Here is a 17,221-nt window from a genome sequence, read left to right on the forward strand (position 1 = left end):
GGTTACCGAACCTCGTACGATCGGATCCCAGCCCCAAGCCGATTCGCGCCGATCGCCAGCTGATCCCCGCTCATATTGGCGACGAACGCCGGATTGGTCGGCGCACCCGGCGCGAGGCTCGCGTCGTTATCCTCGATCCGCAGGCCCGCCGCGCTGTAGGTCTTCGCCTCGGCCGAGACGACGATCAGCCCGCTGTGATTCTCCTTGCGCGCGCCCTGCACGAAGGTGTTGCGTGCGATCAGCCCGGTCGCGCCTTGCGACAGGTCGATCATGTAGTTGGTCTTGCTGCCCTTGGTGTCGTCGAAGCTGTTGTCGGTGATCGTGACGCGCGGCGTGCGCAGCTTGACGTAATGCCCGCCGGTGCCGCGTTCGAAGCGCGAATTGGTGACGGTCACCGATCCGAGATTGGCGAGGTAGATGCTGTGCGAGCAGCTCGGCGTGATGTCGCACTGCCCGAGACCCGCGAAGGTCGAATGGTCGATCGTGATCTTTTGCCCGCTGGGCTGGCCGCCGAGGATGCCCTCCTGATTGTCGAGGAACATCGAGTTGCGCACGACGAGATCGCCGACTTCGCTGCGGATCCCGGCGCCATTGCCGTCGCCGACCGCGATCTTGCGGAAGACGATGCCGTCGACCACCGAGCTCTGCCCGCGCAGCACGAATGCCGCCTTGTCCTCGCACGCCGTCCCCTCGAAGATCGCCGTGCCCGGGGTCACCGCCTTGAAGGTGATGTGCCCGCCCGACTGGATCGTGCACTGATGATAGACGCCGGGCGCGATCAGGATCGTCGCGGTGCCCATGCGGATCGACTGCACCGCCTCATCGATCGTCTGGAAGCCTTGGCCGGTCCCCTCGATCGTGAAGGGCGCGCGCTTCTGCGCGGCGGCGGGGGCGGCGATCGCGATGGCGAGCAGGGGTAGAATGCGACGCATTGGGCTGGCTCCTTTGCGCGGCACGATGCCCGCGGGGAGCCCGGGTGGGAAGGCTAATTGAGGGTTAACCTCGCACCGTCACCCCGGACTTGGTCTGGGGTCCATACGAGACGGCAGATGACTCGCATGGATGCCGGATCAAGTCCGGCATGACGTTGGGTCAGTCCAGATTGGGCCGCAACCAGCGGGTCGCGGTCGCCAGATCGACACCACGCCGCTCGGCATATTCCTCGAGCTGGTCGGGCCCGACGCGCGCGACACCGAAATACTCCGCCTGCGGATGGCCGAAATAGAAGCCCGACACCGCCGCGGTCGGCAGCATCGCGAAGCTTTCGGTCAGCGTGATGCCGGTCGCTTCGGTCGCGCCGAGCAGCTCGAACAGCATCGGCTTCTCGCTGTGATCGGGGCAGGCCGGATAACCCGGTGCCGGGCGGATACCGCGATATTGCTCGCGGATCAGCGCCTCGTTGGTGAGCTGCTCACCCTCGGCATAGCCCCACAATTCGGTGCGGACATGCTGGTGGAGCCGCTCGGCGAACGCCTCGGCGAGACGGTCGGCGAGCGCTTTGAGCAAGATGTCCGAATAGTCGTCGTTATCGGCCTTGAAGCGCGCGAGGTGCGCGTCGATGCCGTGGCCGGCGGTGACCGCGAACCCGCCGATCCAGTCGCCTGCCGGATCGATGAAATCGGCGAGACACATGTTGGCGCGCCCCTCGCGCTTGGCGATCTGCTGGCGCAGGAAGGGCATCCTCACGTCTTCAAGCCCCTCCCCTTCAGGGGAGGGGTTGGGGGTGGGGGACGTCCCACCGAGACTGTCGGCGGCGGACGCGCTGGACGGCTCCACCCCAACCCCTGCCCTGAAGGGGAAGGGCTTTGCGGAAATCACCACGTCGTCCCCCTCGCGCCGGCACGGCCACAGCCCCGCCACGCCCTTGGCGGTCAGCCATTTCTCGGCGATGATCTGGTCGAGCATCTTCTGCGCATCGGCGAAGAGCGACGTCGCACTTTCGCCCACCACCGAATCGGTCAGGATCGCCGGATAATTCCCCGCCAGCTCCCACGCGCGGAAGAACGGCGTCCAGTCGATCAGTTCGCGCAGATCGGCGAGGTCCCAATCCTCGAACACATGCACGCCGGGCTGCTTCGGTGCTTCGGGCTTTAGCGCCATGTCGGCCGGGAAGGCATTGGCGCGCGCCGCCTCGATCGGGATGAGCTCGCTCTGCCCCTTGTTGGCGCGCGCGATCCGCACCGCTTCATACTCGTCGGCGGTCTTCTGGACGAAATCGTCGCGGATCGTGTCGCTGACCAAGGTCGACGCCACACCCACCGCACGGCTCGCGTCGAGCACATGCACGACCGGCCCATCATAGGCCGGCGCGATGCGCAGCGCGGTATGGACCTTCGAGGTGGTCGCGCCGCCGATCAGCAACGGCATGGTCATGCCCGCGCGCTTCATTTCCTCGGCAACGGTCACCATCTCGTCGAGCGACGGCGTGATCAGCCCCGACAGGCCGATCATGTCGGCGTCATTTTCCTTGGCCGACTTCAGAATGTCCGACCACGGCACCATCACCCCCATGTCGACCACGTCGAAGCCGTTGCACTGGAGCACCACGCCGACGATGTTCTTGCCGATGTCGTGCACGTCGCCCTTGACGGTCGCCATGATGATCTTGCCCTTGCCGCGCGCGCCGGGCTCCTTCGCCGCCTCGATGAAGGGGAGCAGATGCGCCACCGCCTTCTTCATCACGCGCGCCGACTTCACCACCTGCGGCAGGAACATCTTGCCCGATCCGAACAGGTCGCCGACGACGTTCATCCCGTCCATCAGCGGCCCCTCGATCACCTCGATCGGCCGCGCGAATTGCTGGCGGCACTCCTCGGTATCGTCGACGACATGTGCGTCAATGCCCTTGACCAGCGCATATTCGAGCCGCTTGGTCACCGGCAGGCTGCGCCATTCGGCGGCGGCCTTCTCGGCGACGGCGTCAGTGCCCTTGAAGCTCTCGGCCATCGCGATCAGCCGCTCGGTCGCGCCGTCATCGGAATTGAGGATGACGTCCTCGCACGCCTGGCGCAGCTTGGGGTCGATCGCGTCGTAAATGTCGAGCTGCCCCGCATTGACGATCGCCATGTCGAGCCCGGCGGGGATCGCATAATAGAGGAACACCGAGTGCATCGCGCGGCGCACCGGCTCGTTGCCGCGGAAGCTGAACGACAGGTTCGACAGCCCGCCCGAGATATGCGCGTGCGGGCAGCGCGCCTTGATGTCGCGGCACGCCTCGATGAAGTCGACCGCGTAATTGTTATGCTCCTCGATCCCCGTCGCGACCGCGAAGATGTTGGGATCGAAAATGATGTCCTCGGGGGGAAAGGCGATGCCCATCAGCAGGTCATACGCCCGACCGCAGATCTCGAGTTTGCGCGCACGCGTGTCGGCTTGGCCGACGGTGTCGAACGCCATCACCACCACCGCGGCGCCGTAGTTCATCACTTTGCGCGCCTGGGCGAGGAACTGGTCCTCGCCTTCCTTCATGCTGATCGAATTGACGATCGGCTTGCCCGAGACGCACTTGAGCCCCGCCTCGATCACCGACCATTTCGAGCTGTCGACCATGAACGGGATGCGCGCGATGTCGGGCTCGGCGGCGATCAGCTTCAGGAAGGTCGTCATCGCGTACTCCGCGTCGAGCAGGCCCTCGTCCATGTTGACGTCGAGCACCTGCGCGCCGCTCTCGACCTGCTGGCGCGCGACTTCGACCGCGGCGGGGTAATCGCCCGCCATGATGAGCTTCTTGAAGCGCGCCGAGCCGGTGACGTTGGTGCGCTCACCGATGTTGACGAAATTGGTGGAGGAGTTCGCGATCGTCATTTTGCCTGCTTCTCCCTCCCCCGGTTTCGCGGGAGAGGGTTGGGGTGAGGGTCTTCTTCTGCGCGACGCAGGACCCGATTGAAAACGTAGTAGGAAAAGAAGGCCCTCACCCGGCCTCTCCCGCAAACGGGAGAGGGGAAGAAGGCAGTTCGCTCGCGGCTAAGCCGCCATCGTCATCGGCTCGAGCCCCGCCAACCGCGTCACGACCGGCGGCACCGGCAGCGCGCGCGGGGGCAGCTCGCCGACCGCCTTGGCGATCGCTGCGATATGCGCCGGGGTCGAACCGCAGCACCCGCCGAGCACGTTGACCTGCGCGTTGGCCGCCCATTCGCGCACCAGCCCCGCGGTGGTCGACGGCTGCTCGTCATATTCACCGAGCTCGTTGGGCAGCCCGGCATTTGGATACACCATGATCAGCGTATCGCAGATGTCCGACAGCGTGCGCACATGCGGCCGCAACTGCTCGGCGCCGAACGAGCAATTGAGCCCGATCGTCACCGGCTTGGCGTGGCGCACCGCGTGCCAGAACGCCTCGACGGTGTGCCCCGACAGGTTCCGCCCGGAAAGATCGGTCAGCGTCATCGACAGCATGATCGGCACGTCGCGACCGAGCGTGTCGGCCGCTTCGAGCACCGCCATGATCCCGGCCTTGGCGTTCAAGGTATCGAACACCGTCTCGATCAGGATGAAATCGGCGCCGCCTTCGAGCAGCGCGTCGACCTGCTCGCGGTACACGTCCTTCAGATAATCGAAGTCGATCTCGCGGAAGCCCGGATCGTTGACGTCGGGGCTAAGCGACAGCGTCTTGTTGGTCGGCCCGACCGCGCCCGCGACGAAGCGTGGGCGGCCGTCCTTTGCCTGGAACTCGTCGGCGAGTCGGCGCGCGAGCTTGGCGCTCTCGACGTTGATCTCGCGCACGAGATGCTCGGCGGCATAATCGGCCTGGCTGATGCGGTTGGCCGAGAAGGTGTTGGTCTCGGCGATATCGGCGCCGGCTTCGAAATAGGCGCGGTGGATCGCTTCTGGCACCTCGGGCTTGGTCAGCGCGAGGATGTCGTTGTTGCCCTTCTGGTCCTTGGCGAGGCCGAGCGTGCCTGCATAGTCGGCTTCGGACAGCTTCCAGTTCTGGATCTCGGTGCCGAATGCGCCGTCGGTGATCAGGATGCGCTTGGCGGCTTCGGCGAGGAATGTCTGGCGGGTGGTCATCGTCTATCCTCTCCCCTCCCGCTTGCGGAAGGGGCTGGGGGTGGGCACCCGACCTAATCGGGTGGTAGCTTTGGGGAGAGCGCGAGCCCACCCCCAACCCCTCCCGCAAACGGGAGGGAAGAAAAGGTTTACGCCGCTTGCGCCGCGATCAGCGCCGGCTGCCCGCGAATGCCGAGCAGATGGCAGATCGCGTAGCTGAGCTCTGCCCGGTTGAGCGTGTAGAAATGGAAGTCGCGCACCCCGCCCGCATACAAGCGCCGGCACAGCTCGGCCGCGATCGTCGCCGATACCAACTGGCGCGCGGCGGGGCGATCGTCGAGCCCGTCGAACAGCGTCCCCATCCAGTCGGGCACCACCGTGCCGCACATCGCGGACATGCGCTGCACCGCGCCGAAGTTCATGATCGGCATGATCCCCGGAACGATCTCGGCGTCGATCCCGGCCTTGGCAGCGGCATCGCGGAAGCGGAAGAAGGTCTCCGCCTCATGGAAGAACTGCGTGATCGCGCGCGTCGCGCCGGCATCGAGCTTGCGCTTGAGATTGTCGAGATCGGCCGCCTCGCTCACCGAATCCGGATGGCATTCGGGATAGGCCGAAACCGAAATCTCGAACGGGTGGAGCTTGCGCAGACCCGCGACGAGCGCCGCGGCATTCTCATACCCACCGACCGGCGACTGGAACTTCTGCCCCGCGACGGGCGAATCCCCGCGCAGCGCGACGATGTGGCGCACCCCCGCCTTCCAATATTCATCGGCGATCGCGTCGATCTCCTCGCGCGTCGCATCGACGCAGGTGAGGTGCGCCGCTGCCGGAATGTCGGTCTCGCGCGCGATCCGGGCGACCGTCGCATGCGTCCGCTCGCGCGTCGTGCCGCCCGCGCCGTACGTGACCGAGACGAAGCGCGGGCCGAGCGGCGCCAGCGTCTGAACCGACTCCCACAGCGTCTCCTCCATCTTCTCGGTCTTGGGCGGGAAGAATTCGAAGCTCACCCGCGCGTCGCCCGCGATATCGGCGAACAACGGCGCTGCGAGCGCGAGCCGCGCCTCCTGCATCTGCTTTACCGAAACCGTCATGCCGCCTTCACCTCTGCTACGCGTTGGCCGACCTTGCGGGCGAGCCACAGTTTGACCGTCAATTCCCCGCCCTCGAGCGTCTCGATCCGGGCCGGCGCCAGCCCCGCCGCGGCGAACCACGTTTCGATCTGATCGTCCGCGAAGCCCAGGCGGGTATGCGCATCCTTGGCGCGCAGATCCTCGCGGTCATGCGCTGCGAAATCCGCGATCAGCAGGCGCCCCCCCGGTTTCAACACGCGCGCAGCCTCGGCGATCGCCGCGCCGGGTTGCTGCGCAAAGTGCAGCACGTGGTGAACGATCGCGACGTCCGCCGCGTCGTCGCCGAGCGGCAGCGCATAGAGATCGGCCTGGCGCAGTTCGGCATTGCTCAGCCCGCGCTCGGACAGTTTCGCGCGCGCGAGCCGCAGCATTTCGGAACTGCGATCGATCCCGAGCGCTTGCCCTGCCCGTCCCGCGAACAGCTCGAGCATCCGCCCGGTGCCGGTCCCGATGTCGATCAACTGGCCGATCGGTGCGTCGCCAAGCACTGCCGACATCGCCGCCTCGACCTCGCTCTCGGCGATGTGGAGCGAGCGAATCGCGTCCCACTGCCCGGCATTCGCCTCGAACCAGCTTGCCGCCGACGCTGCGCGATCGGCGCGGACCGCAGCGAGCCGCGCGGCATCGGCGACCCGCCAATGATCGGGCTCGATCTCGCCCCACGCATCGAGCGCGGTCGCGATCGGGCCGACGGTGGCGCCGCTGCCGAGCGCGACGAACACCCAGCTGCCTTCCTTGCGCCGCTCGGCGAGCCCCGCGTCGCACAGAATTTTCACGTGCCGCGAAACGCGCGGCTGGCTCTGCCCGAGCACTTGCGCGAGTTCACCGACCGACAGCTCCATCGTCCGCAACAAGGCGACGATCCGCAGCCGCGTGGCGTCGGCAAGCGCGCGAAAGATATCGAGGGCAATGGTCATCGTGGCATCACATATAAAGATATCTTTATATGAGGTCAACGCGGTTCGAACGCCCCTATTCCGAGACTGGCAGCGCAACAACATGCCGTCCGCGGAGTTGAAGCCCCCGACCCCATCCTCTAGCGTGCGCCCATTGCTGGGAGCCAAGGACCTATCATGATCAAGACCCGCATCCTGCTGCCGCTCACGATCGTCGCCGCCATCGGCCTCGCCGCGTGCAGTCCCAAAGCGCAGAACGATATCGGCGAAGCCGCCAACAGCGTTGCAGCCGACGCAAACGCGACCGGCGCCAAGGCCGTTGACGATACAGATGCGGCGCTGGGTGCTGCCGAAACGCGACTCGACAATGCCGGCGCTGTCCTCAGCAACAAGGCCGACCGGCTGTCCGACAAGGCCGACCGCGCCGCCGATCGCGCCGGGGCCGCAATTTCCGACTTCGGCAACGACATCCGCGATTGATGCGCATCGGTTCCAAGCGACGCGCCCTGCTCGTCTCGTTGCTGCTGCTTGCCGCCTGCTCGCGCGGTACGTCCTCGACCGGCGCACCGCCGGGCGAGGACCAGGCGCTTGACGAGGCGGCCGCGTCGCTCGACGCCAATTCTCCCGACACCAACGCCGCCGTGATCGTCACCGACGACGCGCCCGGCAACGAGGACCAGCCGCAATGACCACACTCCGCCGCCTGGGTGCCACAGACCTCCGCATCGCCCCGCTCGTGCTCGGCGGCAACGTCTTCGGCTGGACTGCCGATGAAGCGACCAGCTTCGCCGTGCTCGACGCCTTCGTCGCAGGTGGCGGCACGATGATCGATACCGCCGACGTCTATTCCGCCTGGGTTCCCGGCCACAAAGGCGGCGAATCCGAGACCGTGATCGGCGCGTGGCTCAAGCAATCGGGCAAGCGAGACCAAGTGCAGATCGCGACCAAGGTCGGCATGCTGCCGGGCGAAGGCGGCGAAAAGCTCGCGCCGGCCCGGATTGCCGCTGCCTGCGACGCCTCGCTCAAGCGGCTCGGCGTCGACACGATCGACCTGTATTTCGCACATCAGGATGACGACGCGGTCGCGCAGGAAGATGCGCTCGCCGCGTTCGGCAAGCTGATCGACGCGGGCAAGATCCGCGCGCTCGGCGCATCGAACTTCCACGCCGCGCGGCTGAAATCGGCAAACGATGCCGCCAAGGCACACGGGCTGCCACATTATCATGTGCTCCAGCCCGAATATAACCTCGTCAGCCGCCAGAAGTTCGAGGGCGAGCTCCAGGCGTATTGCGTCGAGTACAATATCGGCGTGGTGCCCTATTACGGGCTCGCCTCGGGCTTCCTGACGGGCAAATATCGCAGCGCCGACGATTTCGGCAAGAGCGTGCGCGGCGGACGGATGCAGGCGTTGCTCGACGGCAGCGGACCGGCCGTCCTCGCCGTGATGGATGCGATCGCCGCGGAAACCGGCGCGAGCCTCGCGCAGATCGCGCTCAAATGGCTCGCCGAACAGCCCGCCGTAACCGCGCCGATCGCCAGCGCGACGAGCGTCGCGCAGGTCGAGGAATTGCTGGGATCGATGGACCTCGTGCTGAGCCCGGAGCAGATCGAGCGCTTGGCGGTCGCGGGCGCCTGAACGCCCAGGCGTCAGGCAACCGCGCGTAGCGGTTCGAGCATGGCGAGCTTGGCGCGCAGCCAGTGCGCGCCAAGCTCGGCGTCGAGCGCGACGGGGCTGAACGGATCGAGCCCAGACCCCGGATAGAAGGTCATTTCGCCGAACAACGGCCGCCCATCGATTTCGTAGAGGTCGACCCGCACGAAATCGCGCCCGTCGGACAGGCGCTCGGCGGCCATGATCATCTGGCCGAGCGTGACCGGCGGCGTCGGGTCGGGATCGGCGCTTGCCGCCGACACGCGCTGCCAGTGGCGGTCGAACAGGATCCAGCGATGCCGTCCGCCGCGACCGAGATGAACCTGCACGTAGCGGACGCGCCCACCGAACACGTAGAATTTATAGTCGATCGGCAGCACCGGCGGCGCGCCGATGAACGGCTCGACCATCAGCCCGTGTGGGATGCCGGCGTAGAGATCCTCATCGAGCCAATATCCATAGGTCGATCGCATCCATCCGGCCGCACGCCGGCGGATGTCCGCCCAGTTGGCGCCATCGTCGAAGACGAAGGCGGTCTGGTTGCAGCCGTGCCGCGCCTTGACGACGAATGGCGTGGGCCATGCCGGTGCCTCGGGTAATTCGGTTCCCTGCCACAGCGTCGGGATGACCCAGTCGGCGCCGAGCCGCTCGGTCACCATCGTCTTCGCCACCAGCTTGTCCGCCATTCGCACCATCGCGGGGTCGGCGCCGGTCAGTTTGCGCGCCTGGACCAGCTCGGTGAAGGTGCGCGGATCATCGAGCGCGGGCCAGCGCCCGTGTCGCCACCAATAAGTCAGGTAGATCCGCCACCGTGCGCGCACCCTGGCAAGTCGAGGCGCTGAGGCCGGAAACGCAACATCCATCGCAGCACAAGCCGCGATGGATGCTGTTGGTTCCGGACTGGCCGAAAGCTGCGGCGGGTTCGAGGGGGAGCTCAAATCCCGCCGCGGCAAAGCCGCGTCGTCGGACGGGGCTGCAGGCCCCGCCGGCCGGGCCTGCCGCGGGCGCGGCGGAGCTTCGCTCCGCCGGCTGCGTCAGGCTGCGAACTGATTCATCGTATTGTGCGCGCCGCCTGCCTTGAGCGCCGCCTCGCCCGCGAAATACTCCTTGTGATCGTCGCCGATGTCCGAGCCCGACATGTTCTGGTGCTTGACGCAGGCGATCCCCTCGCGGATCTCCTTGCGCTGGACGCCCTTCACATAGCCGAGCATCCCCGCATCGCCGAAATACTCCTTGGCGAGATTGTCGGTCGACAGCGCCGCGGTGTGATAGGTCGGCAGCGTGATAAGGTGATGGAAGATGCCGGCGCGTGCGGCGGCGTCCTTCTGGAAGGTGCGGATCCGCTCGTCGGCTTCGTCGCCCAGTTCGGTGCCGTCATAATCGACCGACATCAGCCGCGCCCGGTCATACGCCGAGACGTCCTTCCCCTCGCCCGCCCAGGCATCATAGACCTGCTGGCGGAAGTTGAGCGTCCAGTTGAAACTCGGCGAATTGTTGTAGACCAGCTTGGCGTTGGGGATGACCGCGCGAACGCGGTCGACCATGCCCGCGATCTGTTCGATATGCGGCTTCTCGGTCTCGATCCACAGCAGGTCGGCGCCGTTCTGCAGCGAAGCGATGCAATCCATCACGCAGCGGTCCTCCCCGGTGCCGGCGCGGAACTGGAACAGGTTCGATGCGAGCCGCTTCGGGCGCAGCAGCTTGCCATCGCGGTTGAGGATGACGTCGCCGTTGCGCGCGGTCGCCGGGTCGATCTCCTCGCAATCGAGGTAGCTGTTATACTGGTCGCCGAGATCGCCCGGCTCCTTCGACACCGCGATCTGCTTGGTCAGCCCAGCGCCGAGCGAATCGGTGCGCGTGACGATGATGCCGTCCTCGACGCCGAGTTCGAGGAAGGCGTAGCGGCACGCGCGGACCTTCGCGAGGAAGTCCTCGTGCGGCACCGTGACCTTGCCGTCCTGATGGCCGCACTGCTTTTCATCGCTTACCTGGTTCTCGATCTGCAGCGCGCACGCACCCGCCTCGATCATCTTCTTGGCGAGCAGATAGGTCGCCTCGGCATTGCCGAAGCCCGCGTCGATATCGGCGATGATCGGCACGACATGCGTCTGATAGCCGTCGATCGCGTTGAGCAGGCGCTGCTCCTCGACTTGGTTGCCGCTGGCGCGCGCCGCATCGAGATCGCGGAACATCATGCCGAGCTCGCGTGCATCGGCCTGGCGCAGGAAGGTGTAGAGCTCCTCGATCAACGCCGGCACGCTGGTCTTCTCGTGCATCGACTGATCGGGCAGCGGGCCGAATTCGGAGCGCAACGCGGCGATCATCCAGCCCGAGAGGTAGAGATAGCGGCGCTCGGTCGAGCCGAAATGCTTCTTGATGCTGATCATCTTCTGCTGGCCGATAAAGCCGTGCCAGCAACCGAGCGACTGGGTGTAGGCCGACGGGTCGGCATCATACGCCGCCATATCCTTGCGCATGATCGCGGCGGTGTAGCGCGCGATGTCGAGCCCGCTCTGGAACCGGTTCTGCACCCGCATCCGCGCGACGCTCTCGGCGTCGATGCCGTCCCACGTGCCGTTGTAGCGCTGGATCAGGCTCTTGGTCTGGGCGATGTCGGTCTGGTAGGTCATGGGGGTGCCCCTCGCTCTGTGTGTATGGCGAGATAGGTACATGAATTGACAGCGCTGTAAGCCGCTCATCGACTGACTACCGCGTTATCCTGTCAAACCCGCCGCCGGTGCAGTGTAATATTGTAAATATCACACTGCACCGGCCGGCTGCTATCGCGCTGGGCTTGCCACCGACCCGGCGAGAATGCCGCCGTCGATCGTCAATTCGGTCCCCGTCATGTAGCGCGCCTCGTCGCTCGCCAGCAGCACCGCGAGTGCGGCGACTTCCTCGGGCTCACCGAAGCGGCGCAGCGGCGTGTCTGCGACCAGCGCCGCCTCGCGCGCCGATCGATCCGGCCCGTCACCCAGCATCGGGTCCCACATCGGCGTGAGGATCGCCGCGGGGTGGATCGAGTTGCACCGAATCGCCAGCCCCTGTTGCGCGCAATAGAGCGCCACGGTCTTGCTGTGGTTGCGGATCGCCGCCTTCGACGAGGCATAAGCCGCCGCGGCCGGGATCCCGATCATCCCCGAACGCGACGAGATGTTGATGATCGACCCCGCCCCCGTCGCCCGCATCGCGCCGATCGCATAGCGACAGCCGAGAAAGGTGCCATCGAGATTGACGCGGTGAACCGCTCGCCAATCCTCGAGCGTGGCATGTTCGGGATCATGCGCGGCAACGCCGTCCTCGAACCCGGTGACGCCGGCATTGTTGACCAATACGTCGATCGCTGGCCACGCCACCGCGAACCGCGCCCAATCCGCTTCAAGCGCAACGTCGAGCAAGGCCCAGGCCTGATCGAGCTCGGTGGCGAGCACCTGCGCACGCGAGCCATTCTTGTCGGTCACCACGACGCGCGCGCCTTCGGCCGCGAACGCACGCGCGATCGCCGCGCCGATGCCGCGCCCTGCGCCGGTCACGACGCACAGTTTGTCTTCCAATCGTTTCACGCGAGAATTCCAGAGATGAGAGGCCGCGCTCGGGCGGCAGGATGGTCAGGCAGTCGGCTGCGTGTTCATCGATCTCACTCCGGTTGGCTGCACACTCTAACTGCTGGCGTCGCGGGCGGCAAATTCCCGTTCAATCCCCGCCGAAGGTAAACGCGCTTACTCCGCGCTCGCGATCGTTGAGCACCAGCGCACGCCCCGCCGGCGGCAACGAGCGCTGCGGACAATGCCCGCGCCCGCACGCGCGACACCCGAGGCCGATCGGGGTCGCCTCCCCCTTGAGATCGACCCCGCGCGCGATCGCCAGCGCGCCGGCATGCTCCGCCGCCACGCCCAGCCCGACGACGAACTCGGCCGCTACCGCGCCGAAGCGACGCCCTTGCGGCGCGACCGTCCGCGCGAGCGTCAACCAGCGCGCGCCGTCCTCGAGTTCGACGAGCTGCACGACGAGCTTGCCCGGCCGATCGAACGCGGCATGGATCTGCCACAACGGGCAGCGCCCTTCGGCCTCCGCCAAAGGCGACGCACTCGCCCCCGAAAAGCGCTTCGACGCTTGCCCGGCACGGTCGATCCGCACGAAGAAGAACGGCAGCCCCCGCGCGCCCACGCGCTGCAACGTCGTCAGCCGGTGCGCGACTTGCTCGAACCCGGCACCGAAGCGGCGCTGGAGCAGCTCGATATCGTATCCCGTCGCCTCGCACGCGCGCAGGAAGCGGGCGTAAGGCATCATCACAGCGGCAGCGAAATAGCTGGCGAGGTGGCGGCGATAGAGCCGCTCGGCGGCGCGATCTGTAAAGCCCGCGCCCTTGACCAGCCCGTCGATTTCGCCCCGCGCCTCGATCTCGGCAAGCTGATACGCCACCGCGAAGGTGCGCGACGCAGGGTCGAGGATTTCCGACACCTGCAATTGCCGCGCGTGGAGATCGGTACGGCGCAGCAGGTCGGGCATCACGTCGACCGGCAGCACGCGGATCGTCAGCTGATGCTTGACGCGCAATCGCTCCGAGATCGCGCCGTAGAGATCGCCGGCTCCAAGCCGCAACTCGTCGGCGAGTTTCTCCGCGATCGTGTCGAGATCCGAAAAATGTCCGCGCCAGCGTTCGATCTCGCGGCGTACCTCGCCGACCGAATCGAGCGCGCCGGGCGCGGCCGCGCTGCCCGCGCCGATCCGGTCGAAGGCACGCGCAAAGGCTTCGGCGCCGCCGGGTGCGCCGGCGAGCCATTCCTCGAGTTCGTTGCGGTCGATCTCGAGATCGGCGAACATCGGATCGGCAAGCCGCCGCCTGAGCGCGGCCTCGCCCCCGCCCGGCTCGCCTGCCGCGAGCGCGCGCGGATCGAAGTCGAAACTCTCGGCGAGCTTGACGATCAGCGATCCCGACAGCGGGCGCTGGTTCTTCTCGACGAGGTTGAGATAGCTCGGCGAAATCGTCAGCACTTCGGCCATCGCCGCCTGGGTCAGCCCCGCCTGGCGCCGCAAGCGGCGGATGGCGTGGCCAGCGAAGAGTTTGCGATCGGCCATGACACGTCCTCGGATCTGCTCGGCGCTCCGGCGGAGTCGCGGGCGTACATGACCCTAACTGTCACATCTTTACAAGATCACCCGAGTTTGCGTCAGGATTGGTCACGCCTTTACCGATACCGCAGCCGAATCCCGCTGGCGGTTGGCACGGAATCACTCCTAGTGGCGCCACGACTGGTGAGCAGGCTTGTAAAAAGCGCCACAGTTTGAATGGCTTTGAGAGTTTCCTGGGGAGGAAAGGATGCCCGCCGCGCCTCGTGCGCGGCGGGCATTTCCTGTTTCTACCCCTCTCCCTTCGGGAGAGGGTGGCCGAGCGAAGCGAGGTCGGGTGAGGGCAGCACCCATCGCTGGAGCGCGCTGTCCTCACCCTTCCCACCCGGCTTCGCCGAGCGGGCCCCTTCCCTCTCCCGCAGGGAGAGGGAGTTTCTAAACCCCAGACACAAAAAAGGGACGGGCAGCAGCGCCGCCCGTCCCCTCTTCAATCCCCGCAGATCAGGCCGCGAGCTTGCGCAGCACGTACTGCAGGATGCCGCCGTTGAGGAAATATTCCAGCTCGTTGACGGTATCGATCCGGCACTTCGTCATAAACGTCTCGACCGTGCCGTCGGCGCGGGTCATCGTGACCTCGACGTCCTGGCGCGGACGGATTTCCGAGACCTTCATGATCGTGAAGCTCTCGGAGCCATCCAGGTTCAACGTCTTGCGATCGACGCCTTCGGCGAACTGCAGCGGCAACACGCCCATGCCGACCAGGTTCGAGCGGTGGATGCGCTCAAAGCTCTCGGTGATGACGACGCGCACGCCGAGCAAATTGGTGCCCTTCGCCGCCCAGTCGCGCGACGAGCCGGTGCCATATTCCTTGCCCGCGATGACGATCAGCGGAACGCCATCGGCCTTGAAGCGCATCGCTGCGTCATAGATCGGCATCGTCTCGCCCTTGTACGAGGACATGCCGCCCTCGACGCCGGGGACCATCTCGTTCTTGATGCGGATATTGGCGAAGGTGCCGCGGACCATCACGTTATCGTTGCCGCGACGCGCGCCGTACGAGTTGAAGTCGGCGCGGGTGACCTGCCGCTCCATCAGCCACGCGCCCGCAGGCGAATCTGCCTTGATCGAGCCGGCCGGCGAGATGTGGTCGGTGGTGATCGAATCGCCGAGGATCGCGAGCGGACGCGCCTCGATGATGTCCTGCACCGGCGCCGGGGTCATCGACATGCCCTCGAAGTACGGCGGGTTGGCGATGTAGGTCGATGCCGGCGGCCAGGCATAGGTGTCCGACCCTTCGATCGCGATCGCCTGCCACTTCTTGTCGCCGAGGAAGACGCTCGCATAGCGCGACTGGAACATGCCGCGGTCGATGTTCGCGTCCATCACGTCGCGGACTTCGGCGTTGGTCGGCCAGATGTCCTTGAGATAGACGTCGGTGCCGTCGGTTGCCTGGCCGATCGGGGTGGTGGTGAAGTCCTCGGTCACCGTGCCCTTGAGTGCATAGGCGACGACGAGCGGCGGCGAAGCGAGGAAATTGGCGCGCACGTCGGGCGAGACGCGGCCCTCGAAGTTGCGGTTGCCCGACAGCACCGAGGCAGCGACGATGTCGTTGCCGTTGATCGCTGCCGAGATGGCGGGTGCGAGCGGGCCCGAATTGCCGATGCAGGTGGTGCAGCCATAACCGACGAGGTTGAAGCCGACCGCGTTGAGGTCTTCGGTCAGCCCGGCCTTGTCGAGATAGTCGGTGACGACCTGCGAACCCGGCGCGAGCGAGGTCTTGACCCAAGGCTTGGGCTTGAGACCGAACGCATTGGCTTTCCGCGCGACGAGGCCGGCGGCGACGAGCACCGACGGGTTCGACGTGTTGGTGCAGCTGGTGATCGCGGCGATCACCACGTCGCCGTCGCCGATGTCATGGTCACGGCCTTCGACCGGAACGCGCTTGGCGGTCGAATGATGATAGATCTTCGCCAGGTCGGCGTTGAACGTGTCGTCGACCTCGGTGAGGATGACCTTGTCCTGCGGGCGCTTCGGACCGGCGAGCGACGGCACGACATTGGCCATGTCGAGCTCGAGCGTGTCGGTGAAGACGGGGTCGGGCGCATCGGCCAGACGCCACATGCCCTGTGCCTTGGCATAGGCCTCGACCAGCGCGATGTTCTCTTCGCTGCGGCCGGTCAGGCGCAGATAGGTGAGCGTCGCGTCATCGATCGGGAAGAAGCCGCAGGTCGCGCCATATTCGGGTGCCATGTTGGCGATCGTCGCGCGATCGGCGAGCGACAGCGCATCGAGGCCAGGACCATAGAACTCGACGAAGCGGCCGACCACGCCCTTGGCGCGCAGCATCTGCGTGACGGTGAGCACGAGGTCGGTGGCCGTAATGCCCTCGGCGAGCGAGCCGTGCAGCTTGAAGCCGACGACTTCGGGGATCAGCATCGACACCGGCTGGCCGAGCATCGCGGCCTCGGCCTCGATCCCGCCGACGCCCCAGCCGAGCACGCCGAGGCCGTTGACCATCGTCGTGTGGCTGTCGGTGCCGACGCAGGTGTCGGGGTACGCGATCGTCTTGCCGTCGGGCGCGACCGAGGACCACACCGTCTGGGCGAGGTTCTCGAGGTTGACCTGGTGGCAGATGCCGGTGCCGGGGGGCACGACCTTGAAATTGTCGAGCGCCTTCGAGCCCCATTTCAGGAACTCGTAGCGCTCGTTGTTGCGCTGATATTCGAGCTCGACGTTATCCTCGAACGCCTTGGGCGTGCCGAATTCGTCGACCATCACCGAGTGATCGATCACGAGATGGACCGGCACCAGCGGGTTGATCTTGGCGGCATCGCCACCAAGCTTGGTGATCGCATCGCGCATCGCCGCGAGATCGACGACGCAAGGGACGCCGGTGAAATCCTGCATCAGCACGCGCGCGGGGCGATACTGGACTTCGCGGTCAGACTTGCGCTCCTGCTGCCAGTCGATGATCGCCTGGAGATCCTCGGTGGTGACGGTCTTGCCGTCCTCGAAGCGCAGCAGGTTCTCGAGCAACACCTTCATCGAGAAGGGCAGACGGCTGATGTCGCCGAGCTTCTCGGCCGCAGCGGCGAGGCTGTAATAGTCGTAGTGCACGCCACCCACGTCGAGCGTGGTGCGTGTACCGAGGGTATCCTGGCCGATGGCGGTCATAAGCAGCGGGTCCTTCCCTTTGCGTCAGGCCGCGGCGGGGAGGCGAAACCTTGGAGGTTCCGCGCGGGCGCGACCGACTATGCGAATGCGAGAGTCGGGAGGCCGATAGCAGCGAGGTGTCGCTTGGGGAAGGGCGTGACGGCCGCGCGCAGGCGCGACGCGCGCAATCTTCGGCGCATGAGCGCTTTTTCACTATTGTCGCAGGCGCCGGGCGCGCTACGTCTCGGGCGGGCCGAATGGCGGCTTAGCATTGAGCAGACTGGAGATTTTCGCTCCGGCGCAACAGCTCGAGACTGCGATACGAGGGG

At 66.2% G+C, this 17,221-nt stretch carries 13 protein-coding genes; 3 read left to right on the forward strand and 10 right to left on the reverse strand.

Annotated features, from left to right (window positions below; translation table 11 throughout):
- Positions 1–2: 2 nt before the first annotated feature.
- From QN347_RS03055 to QN347_RS03075, 5 genes are all read right to left on the reverse strand, one after another.
- Complete coding sequence (locus QN347_RS03055; RefSeq protein ID WP_322162773.1) at positions 3–932, reverse strand: right-handed parallel beta-helix repeat-containing protein; 930 nt, start codon at positions 930–932, stop codon at positions 3–5.
- A 160-nt stretch (positions 933–1,092) separates the two neighbouring features.
- On the reverse strand, positions 1,093–3,804 hold the full coding sequence (metH, locus tag QN347_RS03060) for a methionine synthase (RefSeq protein WP_322162771.1): 2,712 nt from the start codon (positions 3,802–3,804) through the stop codon (positions 1,093–1,095).
- Between the two features lie 159 nt (positions 3,805–3,963).
- A complete protein-coding gene (locus QN347_RS03065) occupies positions 3,964–5,010 on the reverse strand; it encodes a homocysteine S-methyltransferase family protein (protein WP_322162770.1) in 1,047 nt (348 codons plus the stop codon).
- A 128-nt stretch (positions 5,011–5,138) separates the two neighbouring features.
- On the reverse strand, positions 5,139–6,083 hold the full coding sequence (gene metF / locus QN347_RS03070; protein ID WP_322162768.1) for a methylenetetrahydrofolate reductase [NAD(P)H]: 945 nt from the start codon (positions 6,081–6,083) through the stop codon (positions 5,139–5,141).
- A complete protein-coding gene (locus QN347_RS03075; RefSeq protein ID WP_189675306.1) occupies positions 6,080–7,039 on the reverse strand; it encodes an ArsR/SmtB family transcription factor in 960 nt (319 codons plus the stop codon). Before QN347_RS03075 ends, metF begins: the two co-directional genes overlap by 4 nt.
- A gap of 156 nt (positions 7,040–7,195) precedes the next feature.
- Here QN347_RS03075 and QN347_RS03080 point away from each other — a divergent pair, with 156 nt between their 5' ends.
- Genes QN347_RS03080 through QN347_RS03090 form a run of 3 tightly spaced genes read left to right on the forward strand, consistent with a single transcriptional unit; the run spans position 7,196 to position 8,654 of the window.
- A complete protein-coding gene (locus QN347_RS03080) occupies positions 7,196–7,498 on the forward strand; it encodes a hypothetical protein (protein ID WP_133189555.1) in 303 nt (100 codons plus the stop codon).
- Positions 7,498–7,707, forward strand: a complete 210-nt coding sequence (locus QN347_RS03085) for a hypothetical protein (protein ID WP_189675307.1) — start codon at positions 7,498–7,500, stop codon at positions 7,705–7,707. The genes QN347_RS03080 and QN347_RS03085 overlap by 1 nt, the downstream gene beginning before the upstream one ends.
- Positions 7,704–8,654: an aldo/keto reductase gene (locus tag QN347_RS03090; protein WP_322162765.1), complete on the forward strand. Its 951-nt coding sequence runs from the start codon at positions 7,704–7,706 to the stop codon at positions 8,652–8,654. Before QN347_RS03085 ends, QN347_RS03090 begins: the two co-directional genes overlap by 4 nt.
- A gap of 11 nt (positions 8,655–8,665) precedes the next feature.
- Here QN347_RS03090 and QN347_RS03095 read toward each other — a convergent pair whose 3' ends face one another.
- From QN347_RS03095 to acnA, 5 genes are all read right to left on the reverse strand, one after another.
- Complete coding sequence (locus tag QN347_RS03095; RefSeq protein ID WP_322162764.1) at positions 8,666–9,490, reverse strand: ATP-grasp fold amidoligase family protein; 825 nt, start codon at positions 9,488–9,490, stop codon at positions 8,666–8,668.
- Positions 9,491–9,703: 213 nt separating this feature from the next.
- Positions 9,704–11,299 (reverse strand): isocitrate lyase, encoded by a 1,596-nt coding sequence (locus QN347_RS03100; protein WP_322162763.1) that lies wholly within the window; start codon positions 11,297–11,299, stop codon positions 9,704–9,706.
- Positions 11,300–11,449: 150 nt separating this feature from the next.
- On the reverse strand, positions 11,450–12,232 hold the full coding sequence (locus tag QN347_RS03105) for an SDR family oxidoreductase (protein WP_322162761.1): 783 nt from the start codon (positions 12,230–12,232) through the stop codon (positions 11,450–11,452).
- A gap of 130 nt (positions 12,233–12,362) precedes the next feature.
- On the reverse strand, positions 12,363–13,748 hold the full coding sequence (locus QN347_RS03110; RefSeq protein WP_322162760.1) for a helix-turn-helix domain-containing protein: 1,386 nt from the start codon (positions 13,746–13,748) through the stop codon (positions 12,363–12,365).
- 492 nt (positions 13,749–14,240) lie between these two features.
- Positions 14,241–16,913: an aconitate hydratase AcnA gene (gene acnA / locus QN347_RS03115; protein ID WP_133189569.1), complete on the reverse strand. Its 2,673-nt coding sequence runs from the start codon at positions 16,911–16,913 to the stop codon at positions 14,241–14,243.
- Positions 16,914–17,221: the final 308 nt, after the last annotated feature.

The organism is Sphingomonas sp. 10B4, assembly GCF_035019905.1.
Lineage (GTDB): Bacteria > Pseudomonadota > Alphaproteobacteria > Sphingomonadales > Sphingomonadaceae > Sphingomonas > Sphingomonas glacialis.